Source organism: Mesorhizobium sp. URHB0026 (assembly GCF_054059755.1).
In genome coordinates this window covers 3,802,415-3,826,919 of sequence record NZ_JBSSCN010000001.1, presented here as the reverse complement: position 1 = coordinate 3,826,919, position 24,505 = coordinate 3,802,415, and the positions used below count along the sequence as shown (strand labels likewise).

Here is a 24,505-nt window from a genome sequence, read left to right as displayed (position 1 = left end):
ACAGCACGTCGCCTCTGATTTTATGCATGTCGTGATCCCGGAACCGAGGACACTTCCGGGCGACATGCATTAGTGCCGTGCCGGCCGTTTCTGCAGGTAGATGACGACGCGAAAGACGATATAGAGCAGCGCCACGCAGGCATGCGAGACGATGATCAGGGGACGATGGCCGAAAAGCTCGGGAAAGCCGGCATACATGACCGTCTCCGTGACCGCGCAGATGAACCAGATCACCGGGCCCCAGGACGCCAGCATCCACAACCCTGCCGCGGCGAAGGGAAAGAACACCGCGAGCATCACCGCCGCGACCTGCCAATGCACCGGCATAAGGTCGAACCGCCACAGCGAGCCCGGATAGAAGCCGATCAGCTTGATCCAGTAGAGGATGCCGAACAGCAGGCAGTAGCCCGCGATAACACGCTGGAACCAGGCGAAGATCACCTCGACGGTCGAGGGCTGCAGGACGACGCGTCTCGATGTCACCTCGCTCACAACTCGAGTTCCCGATCGCCGAGCGAGGCAAAATAGGCCTCGACATCCGCCTCGCCGACCGCATCGATCGCTGCCGGCCGCCATTGCGGCTTCGAGCCCTTGTCGATGATGGCGGCGCGGATGCCTTCGTAGAAATCGTGGCCGGCCAGCATCCGGTTCAGGATGCGGAACTCCATCTTCATGCAGTCGTCCATCGACAAGGTCTGCCCGGCGCTGATCTGTCGCCAGGCGACGCGAAGACTGGTCGGCGAGCGCGTGCGGATCGTTGCCAGCGTCCCGGCGGCGAATTCGTCCTTGCCCGCGCGGTCCAGGGTGTCGATGAGATCCGGCAGCGACGGTTGGGCAAAATGGCGGGAGATCGCCTCCAGGATCGGCCTGTCGGTCTCCCGCTTGGCCGGAACAAAGAAACCGCGCAGCACCGATTCCGGATCGCCCGTCAGCGCCAGCCGATCGAGGAAGCTTAGCTGGTCTTCGGCCTTGATGGTGTGGGTGGCCAGCCCCGACCACAGCGCATCGCCATAACGAATGCGGTTCCCGGTCAGCGCCAGGTACATGCCGAAGGAACCGCCAAGGTCGGGCAGCAGATGACTGGCGCCGACATCCGGGAAAAAGCCGATGCCGACCTCCGGCATGGCGAACTGGGCATTCTCGGTCATCACCCGGTGCGAACCGTGGAAGGAAATGCCGACCCCGCCGCCCATGACGATACCGTCGATGAGCGCCACATAGGGCTTCTTGAAACGCGCGATGTAGGCGTTGAGGCGATACTCGTCTGCGAAAAACTCTACCGGTGGGTTTCCAGCCCGACCGGCTTCGTAGATGTGCAGGATATCGCCCCCGGCCGAAAACGCCCTGCCCTCGGCCTTGACCACGACGACATCCACACCCTCGTCGCGCTCCCAAGACCGCAGGGCCTTGCCTAGCGCCTTGATCATGCGATGGGTGACGGCGTTGAGCGCCTGCGGCCGCGTCAGCGTGACGACCCCCGCCCTGCCCAACCTTTCGAAGCGAATTTCGTCGCCTCCACCAAAATCCATCGCCAGAGAATCCTTGTTCCCACGCCTGCGGGACTGAAGTGCTAAAGGCGGCACATGGGTGCGTCAATGGCTGCAGCCTGGCCGCCTCGATCTTGGCGGCTAGCGGAGGCCGATGCTATTGGTGGACGTTACGAGAGGCCGAGAGCAGGATAGTTAGCCATGCCGCCGTTTTTGCGCCTTGCCTTTGTTCTGAGTTGCCTATCGGTGTTGATGGCAACCAATGTCGCCGCGGGGGCAACCGACCTAGGCGACCTTTACCACTCGCAGACCATTGTCACCGGCCAGGGTGAAGAAAACCGTCAGCTCGGCTTCAGGACTTGCCTCGACAAGGTGCTCGTCCGTGTTTCGGGCGATCAGCGGCTGCTTGCCAGACGCGAAATGGACGCGCTGCGCGACAAGGCCGGCAGCTTTGTCGACTCGTTCCGCTACCATGACCGGATGGAGGGCATTCCGATCCATGACGAGCAAGGCACGCATGACCGGCCGCATGATCTCACCTGCTTCTACAAACCTGATGTGATCGACAGGCTGCTGGCGTCGCTCGGCAGCAGGCCCTGGCTGGGCGAGCGGCCGACACTCACCGTCTTCCTCACGACCGAACAAGGCGCGCGGCATTTCGTTCTGAGCGCCGAGGAAGGGCGCGGCGAGACGATGCGCGAATCCTTCGTCAATGCCACCGGGCCGATGCTGATGCATGTCGCGTTTCCGAAAGCCGCGCAACTTGCCGGCTTGGGTGAAGGAGCGCTACGCGCGACGGACATGGCAAGGCTGGATCGGATGGCCAAGCAAACCGGCGGCGACCGAGCGCTCGCCGGCAGCATCGTATGGAGCGACGAGGAACTGGGCTGGATCGCCGATTGGCGACTGGCCGATCACGGCAAGACCTATCGCTGGCAGGTGCGCGGTGTCAGCTTCGACGAGGCGTTCCGTGTGGCAATAGGAGGCGCGGCACAGGTCCTTTCGGGCAATGGGCAGCCCTGACCCAATAGGCGTGGTGGGACAGCGTTGTGGCAGCTTTCGGCACTGGCACAAACGTGTCGCATTGGTCAGCACCAAGGGCTCGTGGTAAAAGCAGCGGATCCGGAGTTTTGGCCATGAACAAATTCACCCCAGCAAAAGCTGCCGGCGCGCGCAGCGTCGATGACGTCACCGGTAGCCGCCGCCTGCGCCGCATGCGCAAGGCCGACTGGTCGCGCCGGCTCGTGCAGGAGAACAGGCTTTCGGTGGACGACCTGATCTGGCCGATATTCGTTGTCGAGGGCAGGAATGTCCGAGAGCCGATTGCCGCCATGCCCGGCGTCTTCCGGCTTTCGGTCGACCTTGCCGTCAAGGAGGCCGAACGGGCGGCCAAGCTCGGCATCCCGGCTCTTGCCACCTTTCCCAACGTCGATCTCGGCCTGCGAGACCAGACGGGGTCCCACATCCTCGACCCGGAAAACATCATCAACCGCGCCACGCGTGCCATCAAGGACGCGGTACCCGAGATCGGCATCATCACCGACGCCGCACTCGACCCGTTCACCAGCCATGGCCATGACGGCATCCTGCGCGATGGCATCATCGTCAATGACGAGACCGTCGAACAGGTCGCGGCGGCGGCCGTCATCCAGGCGGCGGCCGGCGCCGACATCATCGCGCCGTCCGACATGATGGACGGCCGTATCGGCGGCATCCGCGACGCGCTCGACGCCAACGGTTTCCAGGACGTGGCGATCATGTCCTACGCCACCAAATTCGCCTCGGCCTTCTACGGCCCCTATCGCGAGGCGGTCGGCACCGCCGGCCTGCTCAAGGGCGACAAGAAGACCTATTATATCGACCACGCCAATTCGGACGAGGCGGTGCGCGAGGCCGAGCAGGACATCGCCGAGGGCGCCGACATGCTGATGGTCAAGCCCGGCCTGCCCTATCTCGATATCATTCGCCGGCTGAAGGACGAATTCCAGATGCCGACCTTCGCCTACCAGGTCTCGGGCGAATATTCGATGATCAAGGCGGCTGATTCCAATGGCTGGATCGATGGCGAGAAGGCGATGCTGGAATCGTTGCTCGCCTTCAAGCGCGCCGGCTGTGACGGCATCCTGACCTATTTCGCACCCGAAGTGGCTGTGATGCTGAAGGGGTAGCCCGACTTCCCGGGCAAGGCACTTCAGTAGATGTCACCACTTCCTTCGATTGGTCGGCTGTTCCATCGAAAACCCGCTGACAAAAACTGGCAGCTGCAGCTATGATCGAAGCACGGCCGGAGGCGGCCCGCACCTCGGCCAAGAGGTATGGCGAACGCCTTCTGAGGATGCTTCCTGACCCGTTTCACCGTCGGGCGACGGTGTCGGCAAGGCGGGCACTGACGAAGGCTTCGCCGCAACCCGAGGAAACGGTCATGCTTGCCTATTGCCATGCCAAGACGATGGCGAAAGCCATGCGGCAGGCGCTGGCCGCCCGCGACCTGACGATCAGCCACAGCGAGGACCTTGGAATCGTCGCGCGCCAACTGACCGGGCAATGAGGCGGTGGCCGTAGCTTGGCGGCAAGATTCGGAAACACCTTTTCCGCCTCGAAAAACCGCTTGCAATTCAAAATCAGTTTGCTAGAAAACCGCTTGCAAAATACAACTGGCTCTCAAGAAGAAGGAGGTCCTCATGTCCAAACTTCGCGTCAACGCTTTCAGCCTGTCGCTTGACGGCTATGGCGCCGGTCCCGATCAGAGCCTTGAAAATCCGCTCGGAGTCGGCGGACCGGCCCTGCACAAATGGGCTTTCAGCACCCGCACCTTCCGCAAGATGTTTGGCGAGGAAGGCGGCGAGACAGGCGTCGACGAAGACTTTGCGGCGCGCAGCTTCGAGAATGTCGGCGCCTGGATCCTCGGCCGCAACATGTTCGGGCCGATCCGCGGCGAATGGCCTGACGACAGCTGGAAGGGCTGGTGGGGCGACAACCCGCCCTATCACGTCCCGACCTTCGTGCTGACGCATTACAAGCGCGATCCCATCGTGATGGAAGGCGGCACGACCTTTTATTTCGTAACCTACGGCATTCATTCGGCTCTCGAACAGGCCAAAGCGGCCGCGTCAGGCAAGGACGTGCGAGTCGGCGGCGGCGTCTCCACCGTCCGGCAGTATCTGCAGGAAAAGCTGATCGACGAGATGCACCTGGCGATCTCGCCGGTGCTGCTTGGCAGAGGCGAGAACCTTTTTGCGGGGCTGGATATGGTGAAGCTTGGCTATCAATGCACCGAGCAAGTGGCGACGGCGCTTGCCACGCATGTCGTGATCAAGCGGGCGTAAGGTGGCGAAACCCTCGACGAACGCCCGTTTCTCCCTGTCACTATACGGGGAGAAATGTCCGGCAGGACAATGAGGGGCGGCGCTAGCGCTAGAAGATTGCGCTGTCGAGCATGTCAGATGGCAATGTGTCAGCAGAAGAACATAGCGCGCGCGGGATTTATCCTGGCTCAATTATCAAAGCCAGCGCCGCCCCTCAGCCGCCTGCCGGCACCTTCTCCCCGGATAGTGACGGGGAGACGGACAAAACTCTCGCTCAATACTTCTCCGGCACGTAAAGTTCGCGCGGCAGCACCTGGCGCTCGTATTCCGGGTTGAAGACGCGCTCCGGCAGCGTGATCTCCTCGTGTGGCACCTCTTCATACGGCAGCTGCTTGAGCAGATGGTCGATGCAGTTCAGCCGCGCGCGCTTCTTGTCGTTACCCTCGACGATGAACCAGGGCGCCTCGGGAATGTTGGTGCGGGCGAAGGTCTCCTCCTTGGCCTTGGTGTACTGTTCCCAGCGCACCCGCGACTGCAGGTCCATCGGCGACAGCTTCCACTGTTTCATCGGGTCGTGGATCCGCATCAGGAAGCGCATTTGTTGTTCCTCATCGGTGATCGAGAACCAGTATTTGACCACGGTGATGCCCGAGCGCACCAGCATGCGCTCGAACTCCGGCACGTCATGGAAGAACTCCTCGACCTGCTCGGGATTGGCAAAACCCATTACCCGTTCGACGCCGGAGCGGTTGTACCAGGAGCGGTCGAGCAAAACGATCTCGCCGCCTGCGGGCAAATGCGGGACATAGCGCTGGAAATACCATTGCGACTTCTCGCGTTCGGTCGGAGCCGGAAGCGCCACGACGCGGCAGATACGCGGATTGAGCCGCTGTGTGATGCGCTTGATGACGCCGCCCTTGCCGGCGGAGTCGCGGCCCTCGAATATCACCACCAGTTTCTTCTTGTGGTAGGCGACCCAGGATTGCAGCTTGATCAATTCGGACTGGAGGCTGATCAGGTCGCGAAAATACCGCATGCGATCGATCGAAGGCGGATGCGAGTTCTTGTAGATCTTGGCGATCTCCATAGAGAGGGCCGGCTCCGACATTTCGAGCTCATAGTCCTCGTCGAGCGTGTCGGCGAGCTCGGCCTCAAGCCAGTCCTTGGCAGGGGAATTCTGTTTCAGCTCGGTCATATCAACTGCTCCGCTTGCAAGCCCTCTCGGTTACCACTGGCGCCCCAATTGCTGGCCAGCGGCCTGAATGGAAACACCTGAGCCGACTTCAATATAGGCCGGCGGTGACGGTTTTATTGCAGCCCGAGCGCAATTCCGACGTTGCAAATTCCGCAATGTACGATCGATCGACCGTCGTTGCATGGCGACAAGCAGGCTGAATTGTCCTACAAATGCGGTCGCATTCCAGGCCTGCCTTGGCGGCACGCCTCTTCAACAAATCGTGAGGATCAGACATGGAATACCGCACCCTTGGCCGTTCCGGCCTGAAGGTTTCGACACTGACGCTTGGCACCATGACATTCGGCGGCGCGGGGCCCTTCGCGGCGGTCGGCAACAGCGATCTCGCCGAAGCCAAGCGGATGATCGACATGTGCATCGATGCCGGCATCAACCTCATCGACACCGCCAACGTCTATTCCAACGGGCTCTCCGAAGAGATCATTGGCGAAGCGCTCGGCGGCAAGCGCAAGAACGATGTGCTGATCGCGTCAAAGGCGCGGATGCGGATCGGCAAGGGCCCGAACGACGAGGGCCTGTCGCGCCACCATCTGATCCGTGAATGCGAGAGCAGCCTGAAGCGCTTGAAGACCGATGTCATCGACATCTATTTCGTCCACCAATGGGACGGCCTCACCCCACTCGAGGAGACCGTTGCCGCGCTCGACAGTTTGGTCAGCCAGGGCAAGGTGCGCTACATCGGCTGCTCCAACTATTCCGGCTGGCAGGTGATGAAGGCGCTTTCCATCAGCGACAGCCGTCACCAGCAACGCTTCGTCACCCAGCAGATCCACTATACGCTGGAAGCACGCGAGGCCGAGTACGAGCTCTTGCCGATCTCGGTCGATCAGGGGCTGGGCGTTCTGGTCTGGAGCCCGCTCGCCGGCGGCCTGCTGTCGGGCAAATACCGCCGTGACAGCCCGACCGCTCGCCAGCTTGCCGGCTGGTCCGAGCCGCCGATCCGCGACGAGGACCGGCTGTGGCGGATTGTCGATGTGCTGGTCGACATCGGCAAGGATCGTGGTGTCTCGGCGGCGCAGGTGGCGCTCGCCTGGCTGCTCGGCCGCCCTGCCGTCTCCTCGCTGGTGATCGGCGCCCGCAATGACGCTCAGCTCAAGGACAACCTTGCGGCGGCGGCCCTGAAGCTCGGCACCGAAGAACGCCAGCGCCTCGACGCGGTCAGCCGGCCGCCCCTGCTCTACCCCTACTGGCACCAGCAACTAACAGCGAAGGATCGCTTCGGCCCCGCCGATCTGGTTCTCGACCGCAGCGATATCTGATCGGCATCAGGCCGAGAGCATGAGCTAGCCGCCGATAAACCGCCAGAGTTCGGGATCGGGTTCGATCTGGCCGCCGAGCACGAAATATTTGTAGAGGACGAGCAAGGAGATCGAATGCTCGTCCCGTTCATTGGAGAATTTGCGGCAATAGGCATTGGCTGCGGCTATGATGCGCTCCGCCGCGGCCGGGTGCGCTTCGAAATAGCGCAGTTTTGCGCCGAGATCGGCAAAATCGGGGTCGAGCGGCGCATAGTGGACACCGGCCTCGAGCTGGCTCTCGCCGAACCATGTTTCGTAGGTCGGCGGTGGCATCAGACAGAGCGAGTTGGAATTCATGATCCATTTGAGGTTGGTCGCCACGTCATTGCCCTCCAGCGAGACGATGTAGCGATAGCGCAGGTGCTGGCTGATGCTGAGGAAGGGCTTGCTGTACTTAGCCGGTGCGCTGCGCTTGTGCGAACCGGCATCGCAGAACGGCAGGTCGCGCGCGACATCCAGGAACCGTGTTCTGATCGGATTGTTGAGGTCGCCGCGCCAGACCACGGCAGGGCGCTTGTCGGCGAAGGCGACGGTATCGACGGGCATGTGGAAGTGGCGGAATTTGTTGAACTTCATGACGACGGCATTGCTGTTGTCGGCGCGGATCGGCCGGTCCTTGACGAGGGTCGGCAGCTTGGGCACGCCGATGACATCGCCGAACTTCAGGTCGATGAGCAATGATGGATCGAAATAGCGGGCAAATTCCTTCAGGTCGTAATAGTACATGCTCGGTTCAAACGGTATCTTGTCGATGCGCACCGCATCCGGGCCTGGCGTAAAAGCGTCCTGCAGCTTGTTGTAGTGATTCAGACGCCGGCGCACGGCCTCGTCCGAGAGTCTGGCCTGCTGCAGGCGGCTGGCCAATCGCCGCCGGAAGATCGCCTGCGGCGCGATATCGCGCATGACGTTCCGCGCATAGTAGAAGACCTTTGCCGTCGTTCGTTGGAGGGTGGCCATGGGTTCTTTTGATCAAAGATAAACGCGTTCAAACAAATGACGGTCGGGATGGTTCCCGCAGCATGATTGCCGTATCATCCAGCCACGCATTCCGATAGCACCCCAATGCATGGCTAGCTGCCTCGACCGAGCGCCGCAACTAGCCCGTTATGTAGCGCCACACCTCGGCATCCGGTTTGATCTGGCCCGACAGAACGAAGTATTTGTAGAGCACCAGCAGGGAGATCGCCTGCTCGGTCTGTTCGTCGTCGAATGTCCGGCAATAGGCGTTCGCGGCCGCGATGATGCGCTCCGCCTCCGCCGGTTTCCGCTCGAAATAGGCGACGTGGTCCTCAAGGTTCGAGAAATCCGCCGCGAGCGGCACATAGTGGACGTTGGCTTCGAGCTGCCGCTCCGCAAACCATGTCTCATAGGTCGGCGGCGGCATCATGCAGAGCGACTTCGAATTCATGATCCATTTGAGATTGGTCGCCACGTCGTTGCCCTCGAGCGAGACGATGTAGCGATAGCGCTGGTGCTGGCTGATGCTGAGAAAAGGCCTGGCGTATTCGGGCGGTGCGTTCGGCTTGTGCGAACCGGCATCGCAGAACGGCAAGTCGTGCACGGCGTTCAGAAATCTTGTCCTGATCGGATTGTTGAGATCACCACGCCAGACAACGGACGGCAGCTTGTCGGCGAACGAGATGGCGTCAGCCGGCATCTGGAAATGACGAAACTTGTCGAGTTTCATGATGATCGCGTTCTTGTCGTCAGCACAGATTGGCCTGTCCTTAACGATCGAAGGCACCTTAGGGACATTCCTGACGTCGCCGAATTCCAGGTCGATGAGCAGGCCGGGATCGAAGTAGCGGGCGAATTCCTTCAGGTCGTAATAGTACATGGTTGGCGTGAAGGGCAGTTTGCCGATGCGCACGGCATGGGCGCTTGGCGCGAAACCATCCTGCAACTTGTTGTAGTAATTCAGCCTGCGGCGTGCCGCCTCACCGGAAAGCCTGGCCCTTTCGAGACGGCCAGCCAGCCTGGCACGAAACAGCGCTTGCGGAGCGATATCGCGCGCGACGTTTCTCGAATAATAGAAAACTCTTGCTGCGGTCCGTGAAATTGTGGCCATCGGTCACTTGATCAAAACAAACGGGCTTCTCAATTCATTGGCGCCCGCATGTCCTACATCATTGTGGCGCCGATCTGGCAAGTGCCCGCATCTCTTGGATGCCAGCAGCCACGCATTGTCGCTTCGGCTGTTGTGTTTGACGGCTAATGCTCCTAGGCAGGCTCAGGGCCGCAAGGCAGTCACAAAAGGAGCCGACATGGCGCGAGCACCAAACTACGATCAGGAACGCAAGGAGCGCGACCGCCAGAAAGCGGCCAAGAAGGCTGAAAAGCTGGCGGCCAAGGTTGCCGCGCGCGAACGTACGAAGCCGGAAACCGAGACTGAGACCGAAACGAAGGATTAACGGCATCCGGCCCGCTAATGCGGGCCGAGCCTCAATCCAAATTGTCAGCCCAAACCGCGAGCTAATATCAGGCTGGCGCCTTGTCGCTGATGAAGACATCCACTTCCCGCGCCGCGGCGATGAAAGCGCGCCTGGCATTCATCGCCGGCTTGTCGCCGGCGAGCGCGTCGTGACAGGCCTGCAGCGCCGCACGATGCTTGGGGCTGCGCTTGCCGGGCCAGTTGTTGAGGAGGTAATCGGAAGCCTCCCTTGCCGAACGCAAGAGTTGAGTGCTTCCCGCCGTGACGGATTTGACGGTCACGGGTGTTTCAAACCGGTTGTTTTCCATCGCCGCTCTTACGCCATCGGCTTCCTTGAAGCGAGGCCGAAAGTGCGCTTCACGTCAGACCCGTCTGTTTTTCCGGCCAGTGTGACGCAGCGCATGGACCGCACTAAGCGGCGACAACGGCAAATCCCCTGGCGCGAAGGCCACGTCGGTCGTTCGCAAGCGACCTCACCAGCCGGTCACGGCTGCCGACGATGTGGGCCGACAGCAGCCGCGCGGCTTCATCGGCCTGACCGAGGAGTGTCGCGGCAAGGATGGCGCGATGTTCGACCCAGGCACGGCCAAGGGCCGTTTCGTCACGCACTTCCAGCCAGCGGGCGCGTGACAGGCGCGTCATCGCGTCACGAACCGCCCGGAACAGGAATTCGTTGCCGGAGAGCCGCGCCAGCTCGATGTGAAAATCCATGCCGACACGGTGCCACTCCTCGCGCGGCGTATCTTCGTCGCAGGAATCGAGCATCGCCTCTATGACATCGATGGCGCTCTTGTCGGCTTGCCCGCACGTCAGCCGCAATGCCGCGATCTCGACCGCCTCGCGATAGACCGCGACCTGCTCGAGTTCGGCCAGGTTGATGGGCGAAACGGTCCAGCCGCGCCCGTCCCTGCCGACCAGCCCCTCGGTTTCCAGCCGCAGCAGCGCCGCCCTGACAGGTGTGCGCGAGGCGCCGAATTGGCTTTCGATCCAGCGCTCGGTCAGTCGCTCTCCCGGCCCGATCTCGAGCGCCAGGATCATCTCGCGAAGCTGCCGTTCGACATTCTGCATCTGCGACATCGCGCGTCCTTTCCGAAGCCGCATTGACAGCGGCCGGCGTGAAGTTCATGACGGAGACCAGTTTGGTATCCCAAAATGGTATCCGTAACAAGCGCTGATACCGGGCAGGCAGGGCATGACGCAGGAAGACACGCAGCAAAGCGGCTACAACTTCCACTGGCGGCGAAATCTCGCCGTCTGTTTCGCGGGCTCGTTCAGCACGCTCATCGCCATGACCCTGCTGCTGCCATTCCTGCCGCTTTATGTCGAACAACTTGGCGCACAGGGCCACGCGGCAATCGTGCAGTGGTCCGGCATCGCCTATGGCGCCACCTTCTTCGCCGCGGCCACAGTCGCGCCGCTATGGGGGCGCCTGGGCGACCGCTACGGGCGCAAGGTGATGCTGGTGCGCGCCTCCTTCGGCATGGCGATCTGCATGTCGCTGACGGGCATGGTCGAGACGGTCTGGCAACTGGTTCTGTTGCGCCTGCTGATCGGCTTCGCGGGCGGCTATTCCTCCGGTTCAACCATACTGGTGGCCATGCAGACGCCGAAGGAGCGTTCCGGCTGGGCCCTTGGTGTGCTGTCGGCGGGCATTACAGCGGGCTCGCTGGTCGGTCCCCTGTTGGGCGGCGTGCTGCCGCCGGTGATCGGCATTCGCGCCACCTTCCTCTTGTCAGGCGGCGTGATCTTCCTCGCCTTCCTGGCAACGACCTTCCTCATCAAGGAGAGTCCGCGCCCGAAGCCAGCCAAACCCGCGTCGGCGGCAAAGCCGAAAAGCGGCTGGTCGCAGATCCCGGACAAGCGCCCGGTCGTGGCCATGCTGACCACCGGTATGCTGCTCGCCTTCGCCACAATGTCGATCGAGCCGATCATCACCGTCTATGTGCAACAGCTCGTCGAGGACCAGAGCAGGGTGACGCTCGTCGCCGGCGTTGTGATGTCGGCCGCCGCGCTGGGCACGATCCTCTCGGCGTCCTGGCTCGGCAAGCTCGCGGACCGGATCGGGCACTGGAACGTTGTCGTGGGAGCGCTGGCCGTTTCGGCGCTGCTGCTTATCCCGCAGGCTTTTGTTACCAACAGCTTGCAGCTCATCGGCCTGCGTTTCCTGATGGGCCTGGCGCTGGGCGGGCTCCTGCCCTGCATCACCAGTGTCATCAGGCACAACATCCCCGACGGCGTTGGCGGCAACGTGCTTGGCCTGGCGATCTCGGCGCAGTATGTCGGACAGGTCGCGGGGCCGTTGGCCGGCGGTTTTGTGGGCGGCCATTTCGCCATGCCGGCGGTGTTTTTCGGCACGTCGGTGCTGATGGCGCTCGGGGCCGCCTACAACTGGATCGTCCAGTCGCGGCGGACGCGGCATATGGCGCTGGAAGCGCGCAAGCCCTGACGCTTGCTGAAGAAAGAAGGAGCACGCCGGCCATGAACCGCGATCCAAACGGCAGTCGCCTTCTCGTGCTTGCCGGCGGCCTCGTCGGCGCGGCGGGGGTGGCGCTTTCGGCGGCCGCCGCCCACCGCGGCGGCGCCCTCACCGGCACCGCCGCGTCGTTCCTGCTGATGCATGCGCCGGTCTTCCTCGCCATCGGCCTTATAGGCACAAACCGCTGGCTGCGCATCGCAAGCCTCGTTCTGCTCGCCGGACTGCTCCTCTTCGCGGGCGATCTTCTCGCCCGCGATTTCTGGGGCTCAAGGCTGTTTCCGATGTCGGCGCCGATCGGCGGCACCCTGCTCATCGCAGGCTGGCTGGCGATAGCGATCTCGGCCGTGGCACGTCCACGGCCCTGAAATGATTGCTTGAGGTCAGTCCCGGCGGCGTGCCGGGCGACCCGAAAGGGCACGGCCGTCAACAGCAGGTTTCAGCCGGCGTCGCGCTTCCGGTCGCTCGATGGCCGGTCCGATGCCCCAGTAGTTGCGGTAGATATCTTCGAACAGATGCTTGATGGGATGCATAGCTCATCCTCCTTGTCTTGAATCGATCCAATCGTCGGGCACGAAAAGAGCCGGTTGATCAGCTCCGCCTGCGCAGCACCAAGAAGCGAAGATCGCGAATCCATGGGCCCGTCTCACCACGATGCTTGGCCTTGTTGATGGCTGACCCGATATTCCAGTCGTTGCGATAGATGTCGGCGAACAGGTAGTTAACGGGATGCACGGCGCTCCTCCCTCTTGGCTATTCAGCAGACCCAAGCCGCCACTTGGATCGATTCAAATATAAGATTGAAACCAGCGCAGGTCAAGCAAAAATTGAATCGATCCAACGAAAATACTAGATGCGGCGGAAGAACGTGCTACATGGATGTCAGGAGGCACGCACAAAATGGCGTCACTCACCGCAGGCAATCGACGACCCGTACGGCTGGCCGACATCGCCAAGGCCGCCGGTGTTTCGCACGGCACCGCGTCCAATGTATTCAGCCGCCCCGAGATCGTGCGCGAGGAAGTCCGCGAACGGGTTCGCGCCGCGGCCGAAGCCATGGGTTATGGCGGGCCCGATCCAAAGGGCAGGCTGCTCCGGGCCGGCAAGGTCAACGCCATTGGCGTGGCCACCGCCGAGCCCCTCTCCTATTTCTTCGACGATCCGTTTGCGCGGGTCATGATGGCGGGCATCTCGCAAGCTTGCGATGCGACCGGAGCTGGCATTTCCCTGGTCTCGGCCGCCAACAACGAGCAGCTTGCCTGGAACATCCAGAGTGCGCTGGTCGACGGCTTCATCGTCTTTTGCATCGAAGGTGGCTCGCGCCTGGTGGAGTTGGCACGTGAGCGCAAGCTGCCCTTCGTCGCGCTCGACCTCGACTCCGAGGACGGCTCGGTCGCCGCGATCGGTGTCGACAACATCGCCGGCGCCGGCGTGGCGGCCCGCCATCTCACGGATCTCGGCCATCGCCGCTTCGCCGTCATGGCCCTGCCCTTCGCCGACAACAGGACGGGCCTTGTTTCGGCCGAACAGGTTCGGGCGGCGACCTATGCAGGGACGCGCGACCGCCTCACCGGCTATTTCCGGGAGCTTTCGCGGGTTGGCGTCGATATATCCAAAGTGCCTGTCTACGAGACCGCCAACGACGTGGCGAGCACGAAGGCGGGGCTCGAGATCATCTTCGCCTCCGACACGCCGCCCACCGCCATCCTGGCCATGTCGGACAGAATAGCCCTGGTGGCGCTCGATTGGCTGAGCGCACGCGGGCTGAGCGTGCCTGACGACGTTTCCATCGTCGGGTTCGACGGTGTTCCGGAAGCAGCGGTATCCGAGCCGCCATTGACCACGATCGCCCAGCCGATTGCCGAGATGGGCCGCCTTGCCGTCAGGGCGATCCTGGAAAGCAACGGGCCGGTCAGCCGGCATCAACTGCCGGTCGAACTGATCGTGCGAGCCTCGTCGGCTTCGCCACGCGGCTGAACCGCCTACCGATTGGCTCTTGCCATGGCAGTCCCCAAAGGCGCACGAACCGGCGCGGGAACCGTTTGAGCCGTGCGGGCCTTGCCCGAACCGCCGATGGTCGACAGCCATTCGAGATAGAAGGCGAGCGCGAACTGCATGGCAATGCCGGCCGATATCAGCAGGCTGTCATAGACGAGCCCGCCCGGATTGATCAGCTTCACCACCTGCGCGACCATGGCTATCAGCGTGCCGGCGATGAAGACCGGCAGCGATCTTTTGCCCAGTATGGCCAGCGGATGGTCGGGGCTGGTGCGGAACAGGTTTGACAGCGTCGGCAGGGCGACGACGAGGTAGCTGACCGCCAGGATGTGCAACAGCCGCGGCAACGACAGGAAGGTCTTGTCGAAGCCGCCGATCACCACCGGCAGGTTGAACCACGTTATCTGTCCCCATAGCGGGCTATGCACCCACACCAGCGCGGCCAGCACATACACCGCCGCCGCGCCGACCAGCCAACGGTTGACCGGAATGACGCCGCCGCGCCTGACATGCAGCATGGCGGCAAGGCCGATGTTGAACAGGAACTGCCAGGACAGCGGGTTGAGGAACCAGAAACCCGGCTCCGGATAATTGGGCGGGGCGATCTCCCAAATTCCGGCAACCAGCCACAGCGTGCCGGACGCGACAAGCGCCGCGACGGGCCTGGAGCTGACGAACAGGACGAAGGCCGGCGCCATCAAAAGCAGCGCTGCATAGACCGGCAGGATGTTGTTATAGCCGAGCTGGTGGCCGAGCGTGACGATGCCGATCAGCACCTGCGGCGTGTTCTTCATCAAGGGCTCGATGTTGATGAGCGTCAGCAGTTCCGGCCGCCTGGCAAACACCGCCACGGCGCAGAACAGGGCCATCACCACCATTGTCGTGACGATATGGGCGACGTAGAGCCCGCCCGCCCGCCGCCACATTTTCAAGGTCGCCAGAAGCCGGCCGCCAGGCCGGAACTTGGTGCCGTAGGCGAGCGCGACCGAAATGCCTGATATCAGCACGAACGCCTCGGCCGCATCCGAAAAACCGAAATTCTTGTACGTCAGCGTCTCGAAAGCGGTACCCGGCACATGGTCGACGAAGATGGTGAGCAGTGCCAGCGCGCGCAGTACATCGATACGCGTGTCGCGGACCAAGATGCGCAAATCGCGATCTGGCGAAACAGGGGTAGTCATCGACAAAAGGCCTCAAAGCTGGTTGTTCATGTCCAGCAATGCGACCCCCGACGCACCGCTTCGATTCCTCCCACAAGGAGTGTATCGGCGCAGAAACGGGCCGGAATGAGCCTGGTTCAATCAACTTTCGCGGAGCATGAAAATATTGCGTTTTGAAGCCGGCAAATTGAGTAAAGCCTTATATAATCAACGGGATGCATTATGACTGGCGCCAGTGGCGAAAATGGCCCTCTGATGCTGGATCTAACGTTTCCCTATCGGCTCCTCGGTGCCGGCAAAAACGGCCGTGCATGCCTGTTCCTGCTGCATGGATCGGGTGTCGACGAGACAAGCATGGTGCCGCTGGCGAGGCGCATCGCGCCCGATGCCGCCCTGATCGCGGTACGCGGCCGTATCCCCCAGGAAGACGGTTTTCGCTGGTTCGAGCGAATCACGCCGACGCGCTTCGACCAGCAAAGCATCCGTGTCGAAACCGCTGCCTTCGTGGAATTCGCAAGCGAAGTCGCCACCCGCCATGGGCTTGATCTCGCTCACGCGACATTCCTTGGCTATTCGAATGGCGCTAATCTGGTTTCGAGCCTGATGCTGCTCCATCCCGGCATTGTCCGAAGCGCGGCGCTGCTGAGGCCAATGCCGGTGCTCGACAAGGTGCCTTCAACGGACCTCATGGGCACACGGACGCTGATCATTGCCGGGGCGGAGGACGAGACCTACGGGCCTTTCGCGCCGCCCCTGGTGACATTGCTCAGCCGGCACGGTACCGAGATCGCCGCCCGGATCGTTCCATTAGGCCATGAAATCGGCGACCCGGACGCAGTGATCGTCGAGCGTTGGCTGGCGGAATCGGCGGCGGCGGCGCAGGGAGGCTGACCGCCTTTGCGGACCGCTCGCTGCCCAATCAGCGTTCGGCCACCATTCGAGCTTTGCCCCGGCGATCAGCAGGGCAAGCCCGCTTTCAAACAGCGCCTCGTGTCCGCCGGCACTGTAGTGCACCAAGGCTTCGCGCAAAAGCGGATGATCATGCGCCGCCGCATCCAGTGCTTCGCCACGCCCCGGACCTGACGGATATTCGGCTTGCTCGTGACGCAGCCGACTGTGTAGCGGCCGACCGTCATCAGCAATTCCATGGCTGCCCGCCAGAAATTCCAGCAGCCGCTCGAAGTGGCAACAGAATGAAGGGGAGTGTACGGCTTCCCCGAACTTGCATCAGACAGTGCCTATCCCCGCCCCATCCTGTTCCAGGCGTCGAGGCCGGCGATCTTGTAGGCCTCGGCCAGGGTTGGATAGTTGAAGGTGTTGTTGACGAAGAAGTCGACCGTGCCGCCGAGATTGATCACCGCCTGGCCGATATGAATGAGTTCTGTGGCGCCCTCGCCGACAATGTGCGCGCCGAGCAGGCGCCGCGTCTCGATGGAGAACAACAGCTTCAGGAAGCCGGTGTCGACGCCCATGATGTGGCCGCGCGACGTCTCACGGAAGCGCGCGACGCCAACCTCATAGGCGCCGCCGCTTTGGCGCACCTGCTCCTCGGACTGGCCGACCGTCGAGATCTCCGGCACCGCATAGATGCCGTACGGGAAGGTCTCCGGCGGTGGCGGAAGCGACACGCCAAAGGCATGGCATGCTGCCACCCTGCCCTGCTCCATCGAGGTGGAGGCGAGGCTCGGAAAGCCGATGACATCGCCGGCGGCATAAATATTCGGCACGCTGGTCTGAAACGTCCGCGGATCGACCTTGATGCGGCCCCGCGAGTCGGCTTCGATACCAATCAGGTCGAGGCCGAGGCTGCCGATATTGCCGGTGCGGCCGGCGGCGTAAAGCACGACCTCGGAGCGGATAGTGCGGCCATCGGCCAGTTCCACTTCGGCGGCATCCGGCTTGGAGCGGATTTCCTTGACCGCGCTGCCCAGTCTTATCGTCATGCCGCGGTCGCGCATCTGGTGGATGAAATCGTCGACGATCTCCCGGTCGACGAAATCGAGGATGGAGTTGCGCGGCTCGACCAGCGTCACCGGTACGTCGAGCGCGGAAAAGATCGTGGCGTATTCGACGCCGATCACCCCGGCGCCGATCACCGTCAGCGTGCGTGGCAGGCGGTCGAGTTCAAGCATTTCGTCGCTGTCGAAGACCCGGGTCCTGTCGAAGGGCACGTCGGCCGGCCGATGCGGCCTGGTGCCGACGGCGATCAGTGCATTGGCGAAACCGATTTCGCTGTAGTCGCCGTTGTCCGACGTCAGGCTGACCTTGTTGGGGCCGAGAAATTTCACCGCCGCGCGCGCGCTTTTGACCTTGTTGCGCATGAACTGGTGCTGCAGCACCTCGACCTCGTGATCGAGCGTCTTGTGCAGACGCTCGATCAGGTCGCCGACGGAGATATCCTGCTTGACCCGATAGCCGCGTCCATAGAAGCCGCGCTCGCGCCAGCCGGAGAGATTGAGCACCGTTTCGCGCAACGTTTTCGAGGGGATGGTGCCGGTGTGCACCGAGACGCCGCCAAGACGCCGGCCCCGGTCGACCACCAGCACCGATTTGCCGAGTTTGGCCGATTGCACGGCGGCGCGGCGGCCGGAAGGGCCGCTGCCGATGACCAGCATGTCGTAGTCCATATTGCCCCGTCCCCTCGGCGTCTTGTTGCGCCGCAGCAAACTAACGCCATCCGTGCTACAAATTCAACCGCTTCGGACCCTCACGCCGTCGTGTGCCGCTTGGCGCCGCGACGAAACGGTCCGATCTTGATTCCACCATGAGCCTTCACCATTTCTGGTGCGGTGAGGCTCAGGCTAAGCAGGCCCCTGTTACCAGGAGATGACATGAACGCTCGCGTTTTCGACGGCGAAATCATCAACACCCGGCTCGACGATGCCAGGGCTTATGAAGGCGTGCGCACAAGGCGGATCCTGGCCTTCGTGCTCGACTATCTCATCGTCGGCCTGCTGACCATTCCGTTCGCCATCCTGGTGTTCTTCCTCGGGCTTTTGACCCTCGGCCTGGGCTGGATGCTGTTCGGCGTCCTGGTGCCGGCGGTCGCCATCCTCTACATCTGGAACACGTTGGGCAGCGCCGACCAGGCCACCACGGGTATGAAGATGATGGGCATCCGCCTTGACCGTCTCGACGGCACCCGCATCGACGGGCTGACCGCGGTGGTCCACTCAGTACTGTTTTGGGCCGGCAACGTCATCCTGTCGCCGCTGGTCCTGCTGGTGACCCTGTTCTCGGATCGCAAGCGCACGCTGCACGATCTTTTGCTCGGCACTGTCGTCAGCCGCACCGGCCGCTGATATCGCTCTCAAGCAGAGCCGCAGCCCCCCTTGAGCGCAAATGTGAAGGTGTTGAGTTGCTCGCACCTTCACAATCCTGTTGAATTTTTCGCCGCCGGAGCCAAAGGTAGAGAGATTCGAAGGAGTGTTTCCAAGGCTCGATGACGCAGCACCCGACCCAGTCGCCGCAGTTCTTCCTCACCGCGCCGTCGCCGTGCCCTTATCTCGATGGCCAATTCGAGCGCAAGGTGTTCACGCATCTGGTCGGCGACAAGGCCTCGGAGATGAATGACCTGCTCACGCAAGGCGGCTTCCGGCGCTCGCAGAACATCGCCTACAGGCCAGCCTGCGAGACCTGCCGCGCCTGTGTGTCGGTGCGTATCCTGGCCCATGAGTTTACCCCCAGCCGCAACATGAAGCGCGTGCTGCAGCACAATTTCGACCTCGTCGGCGCCATGCACAATGCCGAGCCCTCGACCGAACAGTATTCGTTGTTTCGCGGCTATCTCGATGCCCGCCACCGCCGCGGCGGCATGTCCGACATGACGGTGCTCGACTACGCCATGATGGTCGAGGATACCCATGTCGACACCAAGGTGATCGAATACCGGCGGCGCGGACCCGACACCTTCATCACCGGCAAAGGCCAGGGTGAACTCATCGCGGTGGCGCTCACCGACAAGATGGCCGACGGCCTGTCGATGGTCTATTCCTATTTCAATCCGGATTTCGAAAGCCGCTCGCTCGGCACGTTCATGATCCTCGACCATATCGCCCGTGCCAAGGCGATGGGGCTGCCCCATGTCTACCTTGGCTACTGGGTCAATGGTTCGCGCAAGATGAATTATAAGATGCGCTTCATGCCGCAGGAGCATCTCGGCCCAAAAGGCTGGGAGCGCTATACCAACGAAGCGGTCTGACGCTGAGTTTTCCCCCGATCCACGCTTAAACTGTTTCAAGGCAGGGGATGCTGGTCTTTCAGCCGCTCGGCTGGAGAGAGTGCGCGCTTTCGCCGATCGGCCGCCTGCAATGCAATTGCGAAAGTTCCTGCATGTCCTCTCACCATGATCACCAGAAGGGCCTTCTGATAACCGCCATCGGCGGACTGATACTGACCGTCGACATACCGTTGATCCGTCTTGCGGATGGCGGCGCGTGGACCATCCTTTTGCTGCGAACCGGAACCACCTTCATCGCCGCGATGATCATCTGGTCGGTCTGGCGCGCGCTGAGCCGGAATGTCCCGCCGCTTATCCCCGGCTGGTCTGGGCTGATCGTGGCGATATGCTATGGGCTGACCTCGATCACCTTCGTTACCGCGGTCTTCCACACCTCGACCGCCGACCTGGTGTTCATCCTAGCCTTCAACACCGTATTCGCCGCACTCTTGTCCTGGATATTCCTACGGGAAAGGCCGGGGGCGGTGACGATCGCGGCCATGCTGGTCATGATCCTCGGCGTGCTGGTCATCGTCGGCGGTTCGGTTGGCAGCGGCAAGCTGTTCGGTGATTTCATGGCACTGTGCTCGGCTTTCTTCATCGCGGTGGCCATCACCATCTCGCGAGCCAGCGGCAAGGATATGGGATTCACCTCGCTGATCGGCGTCCTTCTGCCGCTTGGGCTGGCAGCCTTCATGGTGAGCGGCGAAGGCTTTCACGTGAACGCGCCATGGTGGATCATCTTCAACGGCGCCGTCATCATGCCGATCTCGTTCTTCTGCCTCGCCGCTGGGCCGAAATACATTTCTGGACCGGAAGTGGCGATGTTCTACCTGCTCGAAACCGTGCTGGCGCCGATCTGGGTGTGGATGATCTTTGCCGAGACGCCGACCCGCAACAGCCTGATCGGCGGCGGCATCCTGATCGTCACGCTGGTCGCCCATTCGCTCTGGCAGGTGCATGATGGGCGCAAACGCCGCGGCGACCTCGCGGTGCACCATCCGGCTTAGAGGTCGAGATCAGGCGCTGGCTTTCTTGACCACGCTGGGCTCGGGCAAGACCTCGATTTGTGGACCGGCTTCGATTTCATTCGGCGGCACGATCTCGTCGGCCAGTTCCACCTCGCGCAGCCACTCGCGCCAGATCGCGACCAGCAGCGCCATCAGCACCGGGCCGATGAACAGGCCGAGAAAACCCATGGTCTTGACGCCGCCGATCAGGCCGAAAAAGGTCGGCAGGAAGGGCAGTTTTATCGGGCCGCCGACGAGCTTGGGGCGCAACGTCTTGTCGACGATGAACAACTCGACCGTTCCCCAGATGAACAGCGCCAGGCCGGCCATCGGCGAGCCGCTGGCGGCGAGATAGATCGAGACCAGTGTGAAGGACAATGGCGCACCGCCGGGGATGAGCGCCATCACGCCGGTCAGCGCGCCGAGCGTCACCGGCGACGGCACACCAGCCAGCCAGTACGCGATGCCCAGCACCAGTCCCTCGCCGATGGCGATTACAGTCATGCCGGTCACGGTCGAGGAAATGGTCGCCGGCACGACGCGCGAGATCCGCTCCCAGCGGGTGGGCAGAATGCGCTCGCCGAGGCGATCGATCTGGCCGGCGAAATTCTCGCCGTCGCGATAGGCGAAAAACAGGGCGATCATCATGAACAGCAGCGTTAGAAAGAGGCTGAAAGCGCTGCCGCCGGCGGCGAGCGCGCCTCGGTAAATGCTCCCTATATTGGCGCCGCTGACTAGCTGGATCAGTTCGCCGATCCCGCCGGGATGGCCGAGATTGGTCGTCCACTGCTCGTTCAGCCATTCACCCACCACAGGCAGGGTCGCGATCCAGTGCGGCGTCACCGCACCGTGGCGGTTGGTCTCTATCGCCCAGCCGACCCATTCGCGCACCTCGTTGATGGCATAGGTGCCAGCAAGCGCGATCGGTATGACCAGGAAGGCGAGGATGAACAGGATGGCAAATGTGGCGGCGATGGTTCGATTGCCGCCAACGCCGACCAGCAGTCGTCGGTAAAGCGGCCAGCTGGCAAAGGCGATGACGAGGGCAGCCAGCACCGGGAACAGGAAGCCGTGGAAGAAATAGACGCCGGCGGCAACGATCAGCACCAGCAGCCAGCGCGCCGCCGACAGCGGCGGTATGACGGCCGAACGGAGCGGTGTGGACAGCCCGAAGAGGCGCTGCTGCCGTTCCGGTTTCTGGATCTTTGCTTCCTTCAAACGCCCTGCTCTCCCCGGCTCATCCGGTCAGTTATGCACCGATATAGTGCAGCAATCGTGACGATAGTCCAAATGTGATGGTGGAGCTGCCAATCTCCCCCCTCGTGGGGAATGTCCGGCAGGACAGAGGGGGGCGCGACCTCTGATCTGATCTTAGGGACCGAGAATTGCGAGAGGTGTAGCTAGCTTGATGCGCCGGCGGGATAGCGCGCCCCTCTGGCCTGCCGGCCACCTTCCCCCACGAGGGGGGATCGGCAGCTTCTACCCGAACTTCCCGGTCCTGGGGAATCCCTTGGGCACCATCCGTCCCGCCGACGCCCGGGCGCCGATCCATTCGGCCAATTCCTCGCGCGACCGGGTGAAGGTACGGTCGGCCGAATCCTGCCAGGAGAGACCTGTCTCAAGCGTGAAAGGCTTGAGGTCGAGCAGGCCGCCGTCCTTGTATTTCTGCAGCCGCACGCCCTTGCCGCGACCCATCTCCGGAATTTCCGAGAGCGCGAACACCAGCATCTTGCGGTTCTCGCCGACGATGGCCAGGTGATCGCCGGTGACCGGCACGCAGCGCTTGGCCTCGTCCGGCGCCTTGACGTTCATCACCTGCTTGCCCTTGCGGGTGTTGGCGACCACCTCTTCCTCCGGAACGATGAAGCCGTTGGCGTCGAAAGAGGCGAGCAGCAGCTTGCGCTTGGGATCGTGAACGAAGGCGGTGACGATGTCCTGGTCATTGTCCATGTCGACGATGATGCGGATCGGCTCGCCATGGCCGCGGCCGCCCGGCAGCCGATCGGCGCCGATCGTGTAAAACTTGCCGCCGGTGGTAAAGACCAGAACCTTGTCTGTCGTCTGAGCATGGAAGGCGAGCTTGAGGCTGTCGCCCTCCTTGAAGGTCAGCGTCGAAAAATCGGCCAGATGGCCCTTCATCGCCCGCAGCCAGCCTTTTTCCGAAACCACCACGGTGACCGGCTCGCGCTCGATCATGGCGTGCGCGATATCGGTCAGGTCGTGCTCGGGCGCGTCGGCGAACTGCGTGCGGCGCTTGCCAATCTCGGTCTCCGGACCGAACTTGTCGCGAACCTGAGTGACTTCCCACTTGATGGTCGACCATTGCTTGGCATCGGACGCCAGCAGTGCCTCGATCTGCTTCTTCTCGGCGGTCAGGCCGTCGAATTCCTTGCGGATCTCGAATTCCTCCAGCTTGCGCAAGGCGCGCAGCCGCATGTTGAGGATCGCTTCGGCCTGGGTGTCGGTGAGCGACCAGCGGGCCATCATGACCTGCTTGGGCTCATCCTCCTCGCGGATGATCCTGATCACCTCGTCGATGTTGAGATAGGCGATCAGGTAGCCGGCAAGGATTTCCAGCCGCCTCTCGATCTCGCCGAGGCGAAATTTCGAGCGACGGATGAGGACGTCGCGGCGGTGGTCCAGCCATTCCTGCAGCACGCCCTTCAGCGACAGCACGTTGGGCACCTTGCCTCGCGACAGCACGTTCATGTTGAGGGGGAAACGGCTTTCGAGCTCGGTCAGCTTGAACAGCGATTCCATCAGGATGCCTGGGTCGACCGATCGGCTCTTCGGCACCAGGACGACGCGGATGTCCTCGGCGCTTTCGTCCCTGATATCCTCGAGCAGCGGCAGCTTGCGGGCCATCAACAGCTCGGCGATCTTCTCGATCAGCCGCGCCTTCTGCACCCCATAGGGAATTTCGGTGACGACAATGCTCCAGGTGCCCCTGCCCTGGTCTTCCTGGTTCCATTTCGACCGCACGCGGAACCCGCCGCGGCCGGTCTCATAGGCTTCGAGGATCGAGGCACGGCTGTCGACGATGATGCCGCCGGTCGGAAAATCCGGGCCCTGGACGAACTCCATCAGCTTCGCCACCGGCGCATCGCGATGCTCGATCAGATGCAGCGCCGCGTCGCAGAGCTCGGCGGCATTGTGCGGCGGGATCGAGGTGGCCATGCCAACCGCGATGCCGGACGAGCCGTTGGCCAAGAGATTGGGGAAGGCACCGGGCAGCACGACCGGCTCCTCGTCTTCTTCATTGTAGGTCGGCCGATAGTCGACCGCGTCTTCGGTGATGCCGGCAAGCAGGTCGGTCGCCACGTCGGTCATGCGCGCTTCGGTGTAGCGCATGGCGGCGGCGTTATCGCCGTCGATGTTGCCGAAATTGCCCTGGCCGTCGACCAGGGGATATCGCATCGAAAAATCCTGCGCCAGCCGCACCAGCGCATCATAGATGGACTGGTCGCCATGCGGGTGGAACTTGCCCATCACCTCGCCGACGATACGAGCGCATTTGGCGAACCCCTGGTCCGGGTTGAGGCGCAGCAGGCGCATGGCGTGCATGATGCGGCGATGGACCGGCTTCAGTCCGTCGCGCACATCCGGGAGCGCCCGGTGCATGATGGTCGACAACGCATAGGCGAGATAGCGCTCTTCCAGCGCCTTCTTCAGGTCGACTGGTTCGATATGATCGCCACCGCCATTGTCAGGCGGCAAAAGCCTTTTTCCCATGGGCTGGACCTAGCCGAGCGGGTGATTCGCGGCAAGAGGCGCGCACCGGACCAGTCGATTTGCGCGCAGTTCTGCAACAGAAAACCGCAAGGTCGAGCCTGCCGGCCAACATCAATCTGTTACATGCCGCATCTATT

Annotated in this window: 25 protein-coding genes; 13 read left to right on the top strand and 12 right to left on the bottom strand. The window is 62.4% G+C overall.

Annotated features, from left to right (window positions below):
* Positions 1 to 69: 69 nt before the first annotated feature.
* Both ACVWWD_RS18670 and ACVWWD_RS18665 read right to left on the bottom strand, forming a co-directional pair.
* On the bottom strand, positions 70 to 492 hold the full coding sequence (locus ACVWWD_RS18670) for a DUF6163 family protein (RefSeq protein ID WP_023773275.1): 423 nt from the start codon (positions 490 to 492) through the stop codon (positions 70 to 72).
* Positions 489 to 1,529, bottom strand: coding sequence for an enoyl-CoA hydratase/isomerase family protein (locus ACVWWD_RS18665; RefSeq protein WP_352550346.1), 1,041 nt, complete (start codon positions 1,527 to 1,529; stop codon positions 489 to 491). The genes ACVWWD_RS18670 and ACVWWD_RS18665 overlap by 4 nt, the downstream gene beginning before the upstream one ends.
* A gap of 159 nt (positions 1,530 to 1,688) precedes the next feature.
* Between ACVWWD_RS18665 and ACVWWD_RS18660 the strand changes: the two genes are divergently transcribed.
* The 4 genes from ACVWWD_RS18660 to ACVWWD_RS18645 all read left to right on the top strand — a co-directional run bounded on the left by ACVWWD_RS18660 (position 1,689) and on the right by ACVWWD_RS18645 (position 4,813).
* Positions 1,689 to 2,510 carry a DUF2066 domain-containing protein gene (locus ACVWWD_RS18660; protein WP_023773277.1) on the top strand — a complete coding sequence of 274 codons (822 nt, stop codon included), beginning with the start codon at positions 1,689 to 1,691 and terminating at the stop codon, positions 2,508 to 2,510.
* A gap of 113 nt (positions 2,511 to 2,623) precedes the next feature.
* The gene (gene hemB / locus ACVWWD_RS18655; RefSeq protein WP_023773278.1) at positions 2,624 to 3,655 is read left to right on the top strand and encodes a porphobilinogen synthase; all 1,032 of its coding nucleotides are present in this window, start codon (positions 2,624 to 2,626) and stop codon (positions 3,653 to 3,655) included.
* A gap of 101 nt (positions 3,656 to 3,756) precedes the next feature.
* Positions 3,757 to 4,035, top strand: coding sequence for a hypothetical protein (locus tag ACVWWD_RS18650; protein WP_352550344.1), 279 nt, complete (start codon positions 3,757 to 3,759; stop codon positions 4,033 to 4,035).
* A gap of 133 nt (positions 4,036 to 4,168) precedes the next feature.
* Positions 4,169 to 4,813 carry a dihydrofolate reductase family protein gene (locus ACVWWD_RS18645; RefSeq protein ID WP_352550343.1) on the top strand — a complete coding sequence of 215 codons (645 nt, stop codon included), beginning with the start codon at positions 4,169 to 4,171 and terminating at the stop codon, positions 4,811 to 4,813.
* Positions 4,814 to 5,066: 253 nt separating this feature from the next.
* Here the strand turns inward: ACVWWD_RS18645 and ppk2 are convergent, their stop codons facing one another.
* A complete protein-coding gene (ppk2, locus tag ACVWWD_RS18640) occupies positions 5,067 to 5,987 on the bottom strand; it encodes a polyphosphate kinase 2 (RefSeq protein WP_023773281.1) in 921 nt (306 codons plus the stop codon).
* A gap of 275 nt (positions 5,988 to 6,262) precedes the next feature.
* On the opposite strand from ppk2, the gene ACVWWD_RS18635 reads away from it, so the two are divergent.
* Positions 6,263 to 7,306, top strand: coding sequence for an aldo/keto reductase (locus ACVWWD_RS18635; protein ID WP_352550341.1), 1,044 nt, complete (start codon positions 6,263 to 6,265; stop codon positions 7,304 to 7,306).
* A gap of 24 nt (positions 7,307 to 7,330) precedes the next feature.
* Here the strand turns inward: ACVWWD_RS18635 and ACVWWD_RS18630 are convergent, their stop codons facing one another.
* Positions 7,331 to 8,302, bottom strand: a complete 972-nt coding sequence (locus tag ACVWWD_RS18630) for a glycosyl transferase family 90 (RefSeq protein WP_352550340.1) — start codon at positions 8,300 to 8,302, stop codon at positions 7,331 to 7,333.
* 139 nt (positions 8,303 to 8,441) lie between these two features.
* Positions 8,442 to 9,413, bottom strand: a complete 972-nt coding sequence (locus ACVWWD_RS18625) for a glycosyl transferase family 90 (RefSeq protein WP_352550339.1) — start codon at positions 9,411 to 9,413, stop codon at positions 8,442 to 8,444.
* A 196-nt stretch (positions 9,414 to 9,609) separates the two neighbouring features.
* Between ACVWWD_RS18625 and ACVWWD_RS18620 the strand changes: the two genes are divergently transcribed.
* Entirely contained in the window at positions 9,610 to 9,756 is a 147-nt protein-coding gene (locus tag ACVWWD_RS18620; protein ID WP_015318263.1) for a hypothetical protein, read from the top strand.
* Positions 9,757 to 9,823: 67 nt separating this feature from the next.
* Here the strand turns inward: ACVWWD_RS18620 and ACVWWD_RS18615 are convergent, their stop codons facing one another.
* Both ACVWWD_RS18615 and ACVWWD_RS18610 read right to left on the bottom strand, forming a co-directional pair.
* Entirely contained in the window at positions 9,824 to 10,057 is a 234-nt protein-coding gene (locus ACVWWD_RS18615) for a DUF982 domain-containing protein (protein WP_245262889.1), read from the bottom strand.
* Positions 10,058 to 10,187: 130 nt separating this feature from the next.
* Positions 10,188 to 10,853 (bottom strand): GntR family transcriptional regulator, encoded by a 666-nt coding sequence (locus tag ACVWWD_RS18610; protein ID WP_352550338.1) that lies wholly within the window; start codon positions 10,851 to 10,853, stop codon positions 10,188 to 10,190.
* A gap of 115 nt (positions 10,854 to 10,968) precedes the next feature.
* On the opposite strand from ACVWWD_RS18610, the gene ACVWWD_RS18605 reads away from it, so the two are divergent.
* Together ACVWWD_RS18605 and ACVWWD_RS18600 are read left to right on the top strand one after the other, a co-directional pair.
* Positions 10,969 to 12,222: an MFS transporter gene (locus ACVWWD_RS18605; protein WP_457103231.1), complete on the top strand. Its 1,254-nt coding sequence runs from the start codon at positions 10,969 to 10,971 to the stop codon at positions 12,220 to 12,222.
* A 32-nt stretch (positions 12,223 to 12,254) separates the two neighbouring features.
* A complete protein-coding gene (locus ACVWWD_RS18600; protein ID WP_352646646.1) occupies positions 12,255 to 12,617 on the top strand; it encodes a DUF423 domain-containing protein in 363 nt (120 codons plus the stop codon).
* 15 nt (positions 12,618 to 12,632) lie between these two features.
* Here the strand turns inward: ACVWWD_RS18600 and ACVWWD_RS18595 are convergent, their stop codons facing one another.
* Positions 12,633 to 12,782 (bottom strand): hypothetical protein, encoded by a 150-nt coding sequence (locus tag ACVWWD_RS18595; RefSeq protein ID WP_352550336.1) that lies wholly within the window; start codon positions 12,780 to 12,782, stop codon positions 12,633 to 12,635.
* A gap of 367 nt (positions 12,783 to 13,149) precedes the next feature.
* Between ACVWWD_RS18595 and ACVWWD_RS18590 the strand changes: the two genes are divergently transcribed.
* Positions 13,150 to 14,226: a substrate-binding domain-containing protein gene (locus tag ACVWWD_RS18590; protein ID WP_457103230.1), complete on the top strand. Its 1,077-nt coding sequence runs from the start codon at positions 13,150 to 13,152 to the stop codon at positions 14,224 to 14,226.
* 5 nt (positions 14,227 to 14,231) lie between these two features.
* Here ACVWWD_RS18590 and ACVWWD_RS18585 read toward each other — a convergent pair whose 3' ends face one another.
* Positions 14,232 to 15,428 (bottom strand): OpgC family protein, encoded by a 1,197-nt coding sequence (locus ACVWWD_RS18585; RefSeq protein ID WP_352550334.1) that lies wholly within the window; start codon positions 15,426 to 15,428, stop codon positions 14,232 to 14,234.
* A 201-nt stretch (positions 15,429 to 15,629) separates the two neighbouring features.
* On the opposite strand from ACVWWD_RS18585, the gene ACVWWD_RS18580 reads away from it, so the two are divergent.
* A complete protein-coding gene (locus ACVWWD_RS18580) occupies positions 15,630 to 16,298 on the top strand; it encodes an alpha/beta hydrolase (protein WP_023795595.1) in 669 nt (222 codons plus the stop codon).
* A gap of 347 nt (positions 16,299 to 16,645) precedes the next feature.
* Here the strand turns inward: ACVWWD_RS18580 and sthA are convergent, their stop codons facing one another.
* Positions 16,646 to 18,034, bottom strand: a complete 1,389-nt coding sequence (gene sthA / locus ACVWWD_RS18575; RefSeq protein ID WP_352572829.1) for a Si-specific NAD(P)(+) transhydrogenase — start codon at positions 18,032 to 18,034, stop codon at positions 16,646 to 16,648.
* A 204-nt stretch (positions 18,035 to 18,238) separates the two neighbouring features.
* Between sthA and ACVWWD_RS18570 the strand changes: the two genes are divergently transcribed.
* The 3 genes from ACVWWD_RS18570 to ACVWWD_RS18560 all read left to right on the top strand — a co-directional run bounded on the left by ACVWWD_RS18570 (position 18,239) and on the right by ACVWWD_RS18560 (position 20,636).
* The gene (locus ACVWWD_RS18570) at positions 18,239 to 18,709 is read left to right on the top strand and encodes an RDD family protein (RefSeq protein WP_023773294.1); all 471 of its coding nucleotides are present in this window, start codon (positions 18,239 to 18,241) and stop codon (positions 18,707 to 18,709) included.
* A 140-nt stretch (positions 18,710 to 18,849) separates the two neighbouring features.
* Positions 18,850 to 19,608: an arginyltransferase gene (locus ACVWWD_RS18565; protein ID WP_352550332.1), complete on the top strand. Its 759-nt coding sequence runs from the start codon at positions 18,850 to 18,852 to the stop codon at positions 19,606 to 19,608.
* Between the two features lie 131 nt (positions 19,609 to 19,739).
* Complete coding sequence (locus tag ACVWWD_RS18560; protein WP_352550331.1) at positions 19,740 to 20,636, top strand: DMT family transporter; 897 nt, start codon at positions 19,740 to 19,742, stop codon at positions 20,634 to 20,636.
* A gap of 9 nt (positions 20,637 to 20,645) precedes the next feature.
* On the opposite strand, the gene ACVWWD_RS18555 is transcribed toward ACVWWD_RS18560, so the two are convergent.
* Both ACVWWD_RS18555 and parC read right to left on the bottom strand, forming a co-directional pair.
* A complete protein-coding gene (locus ACVWWD_RS18555; protein ID WP_023773297.1) occupies positions 20,646 to 21,854 on the bottom strand; it encodes an AI-2E family transporter in 1,209 nt (402 codons plus the stop codon).
* A gap of 261 nt (positions 21,855 to 22,115) precedes the next feature.
* Entirely contained in the window at positions 22,116 to 24,368 is a 2,253-nt protein-coding gene (parC, locus tag ACVWWD_RS18550) for a DNA topoisomerase IV subunit A (RefSeq protein WP_457103229.1), read from the bottom strand.
* Between the last annotated feature and the right edge of the window lie 137 nt (positions 24,369 to 24,505).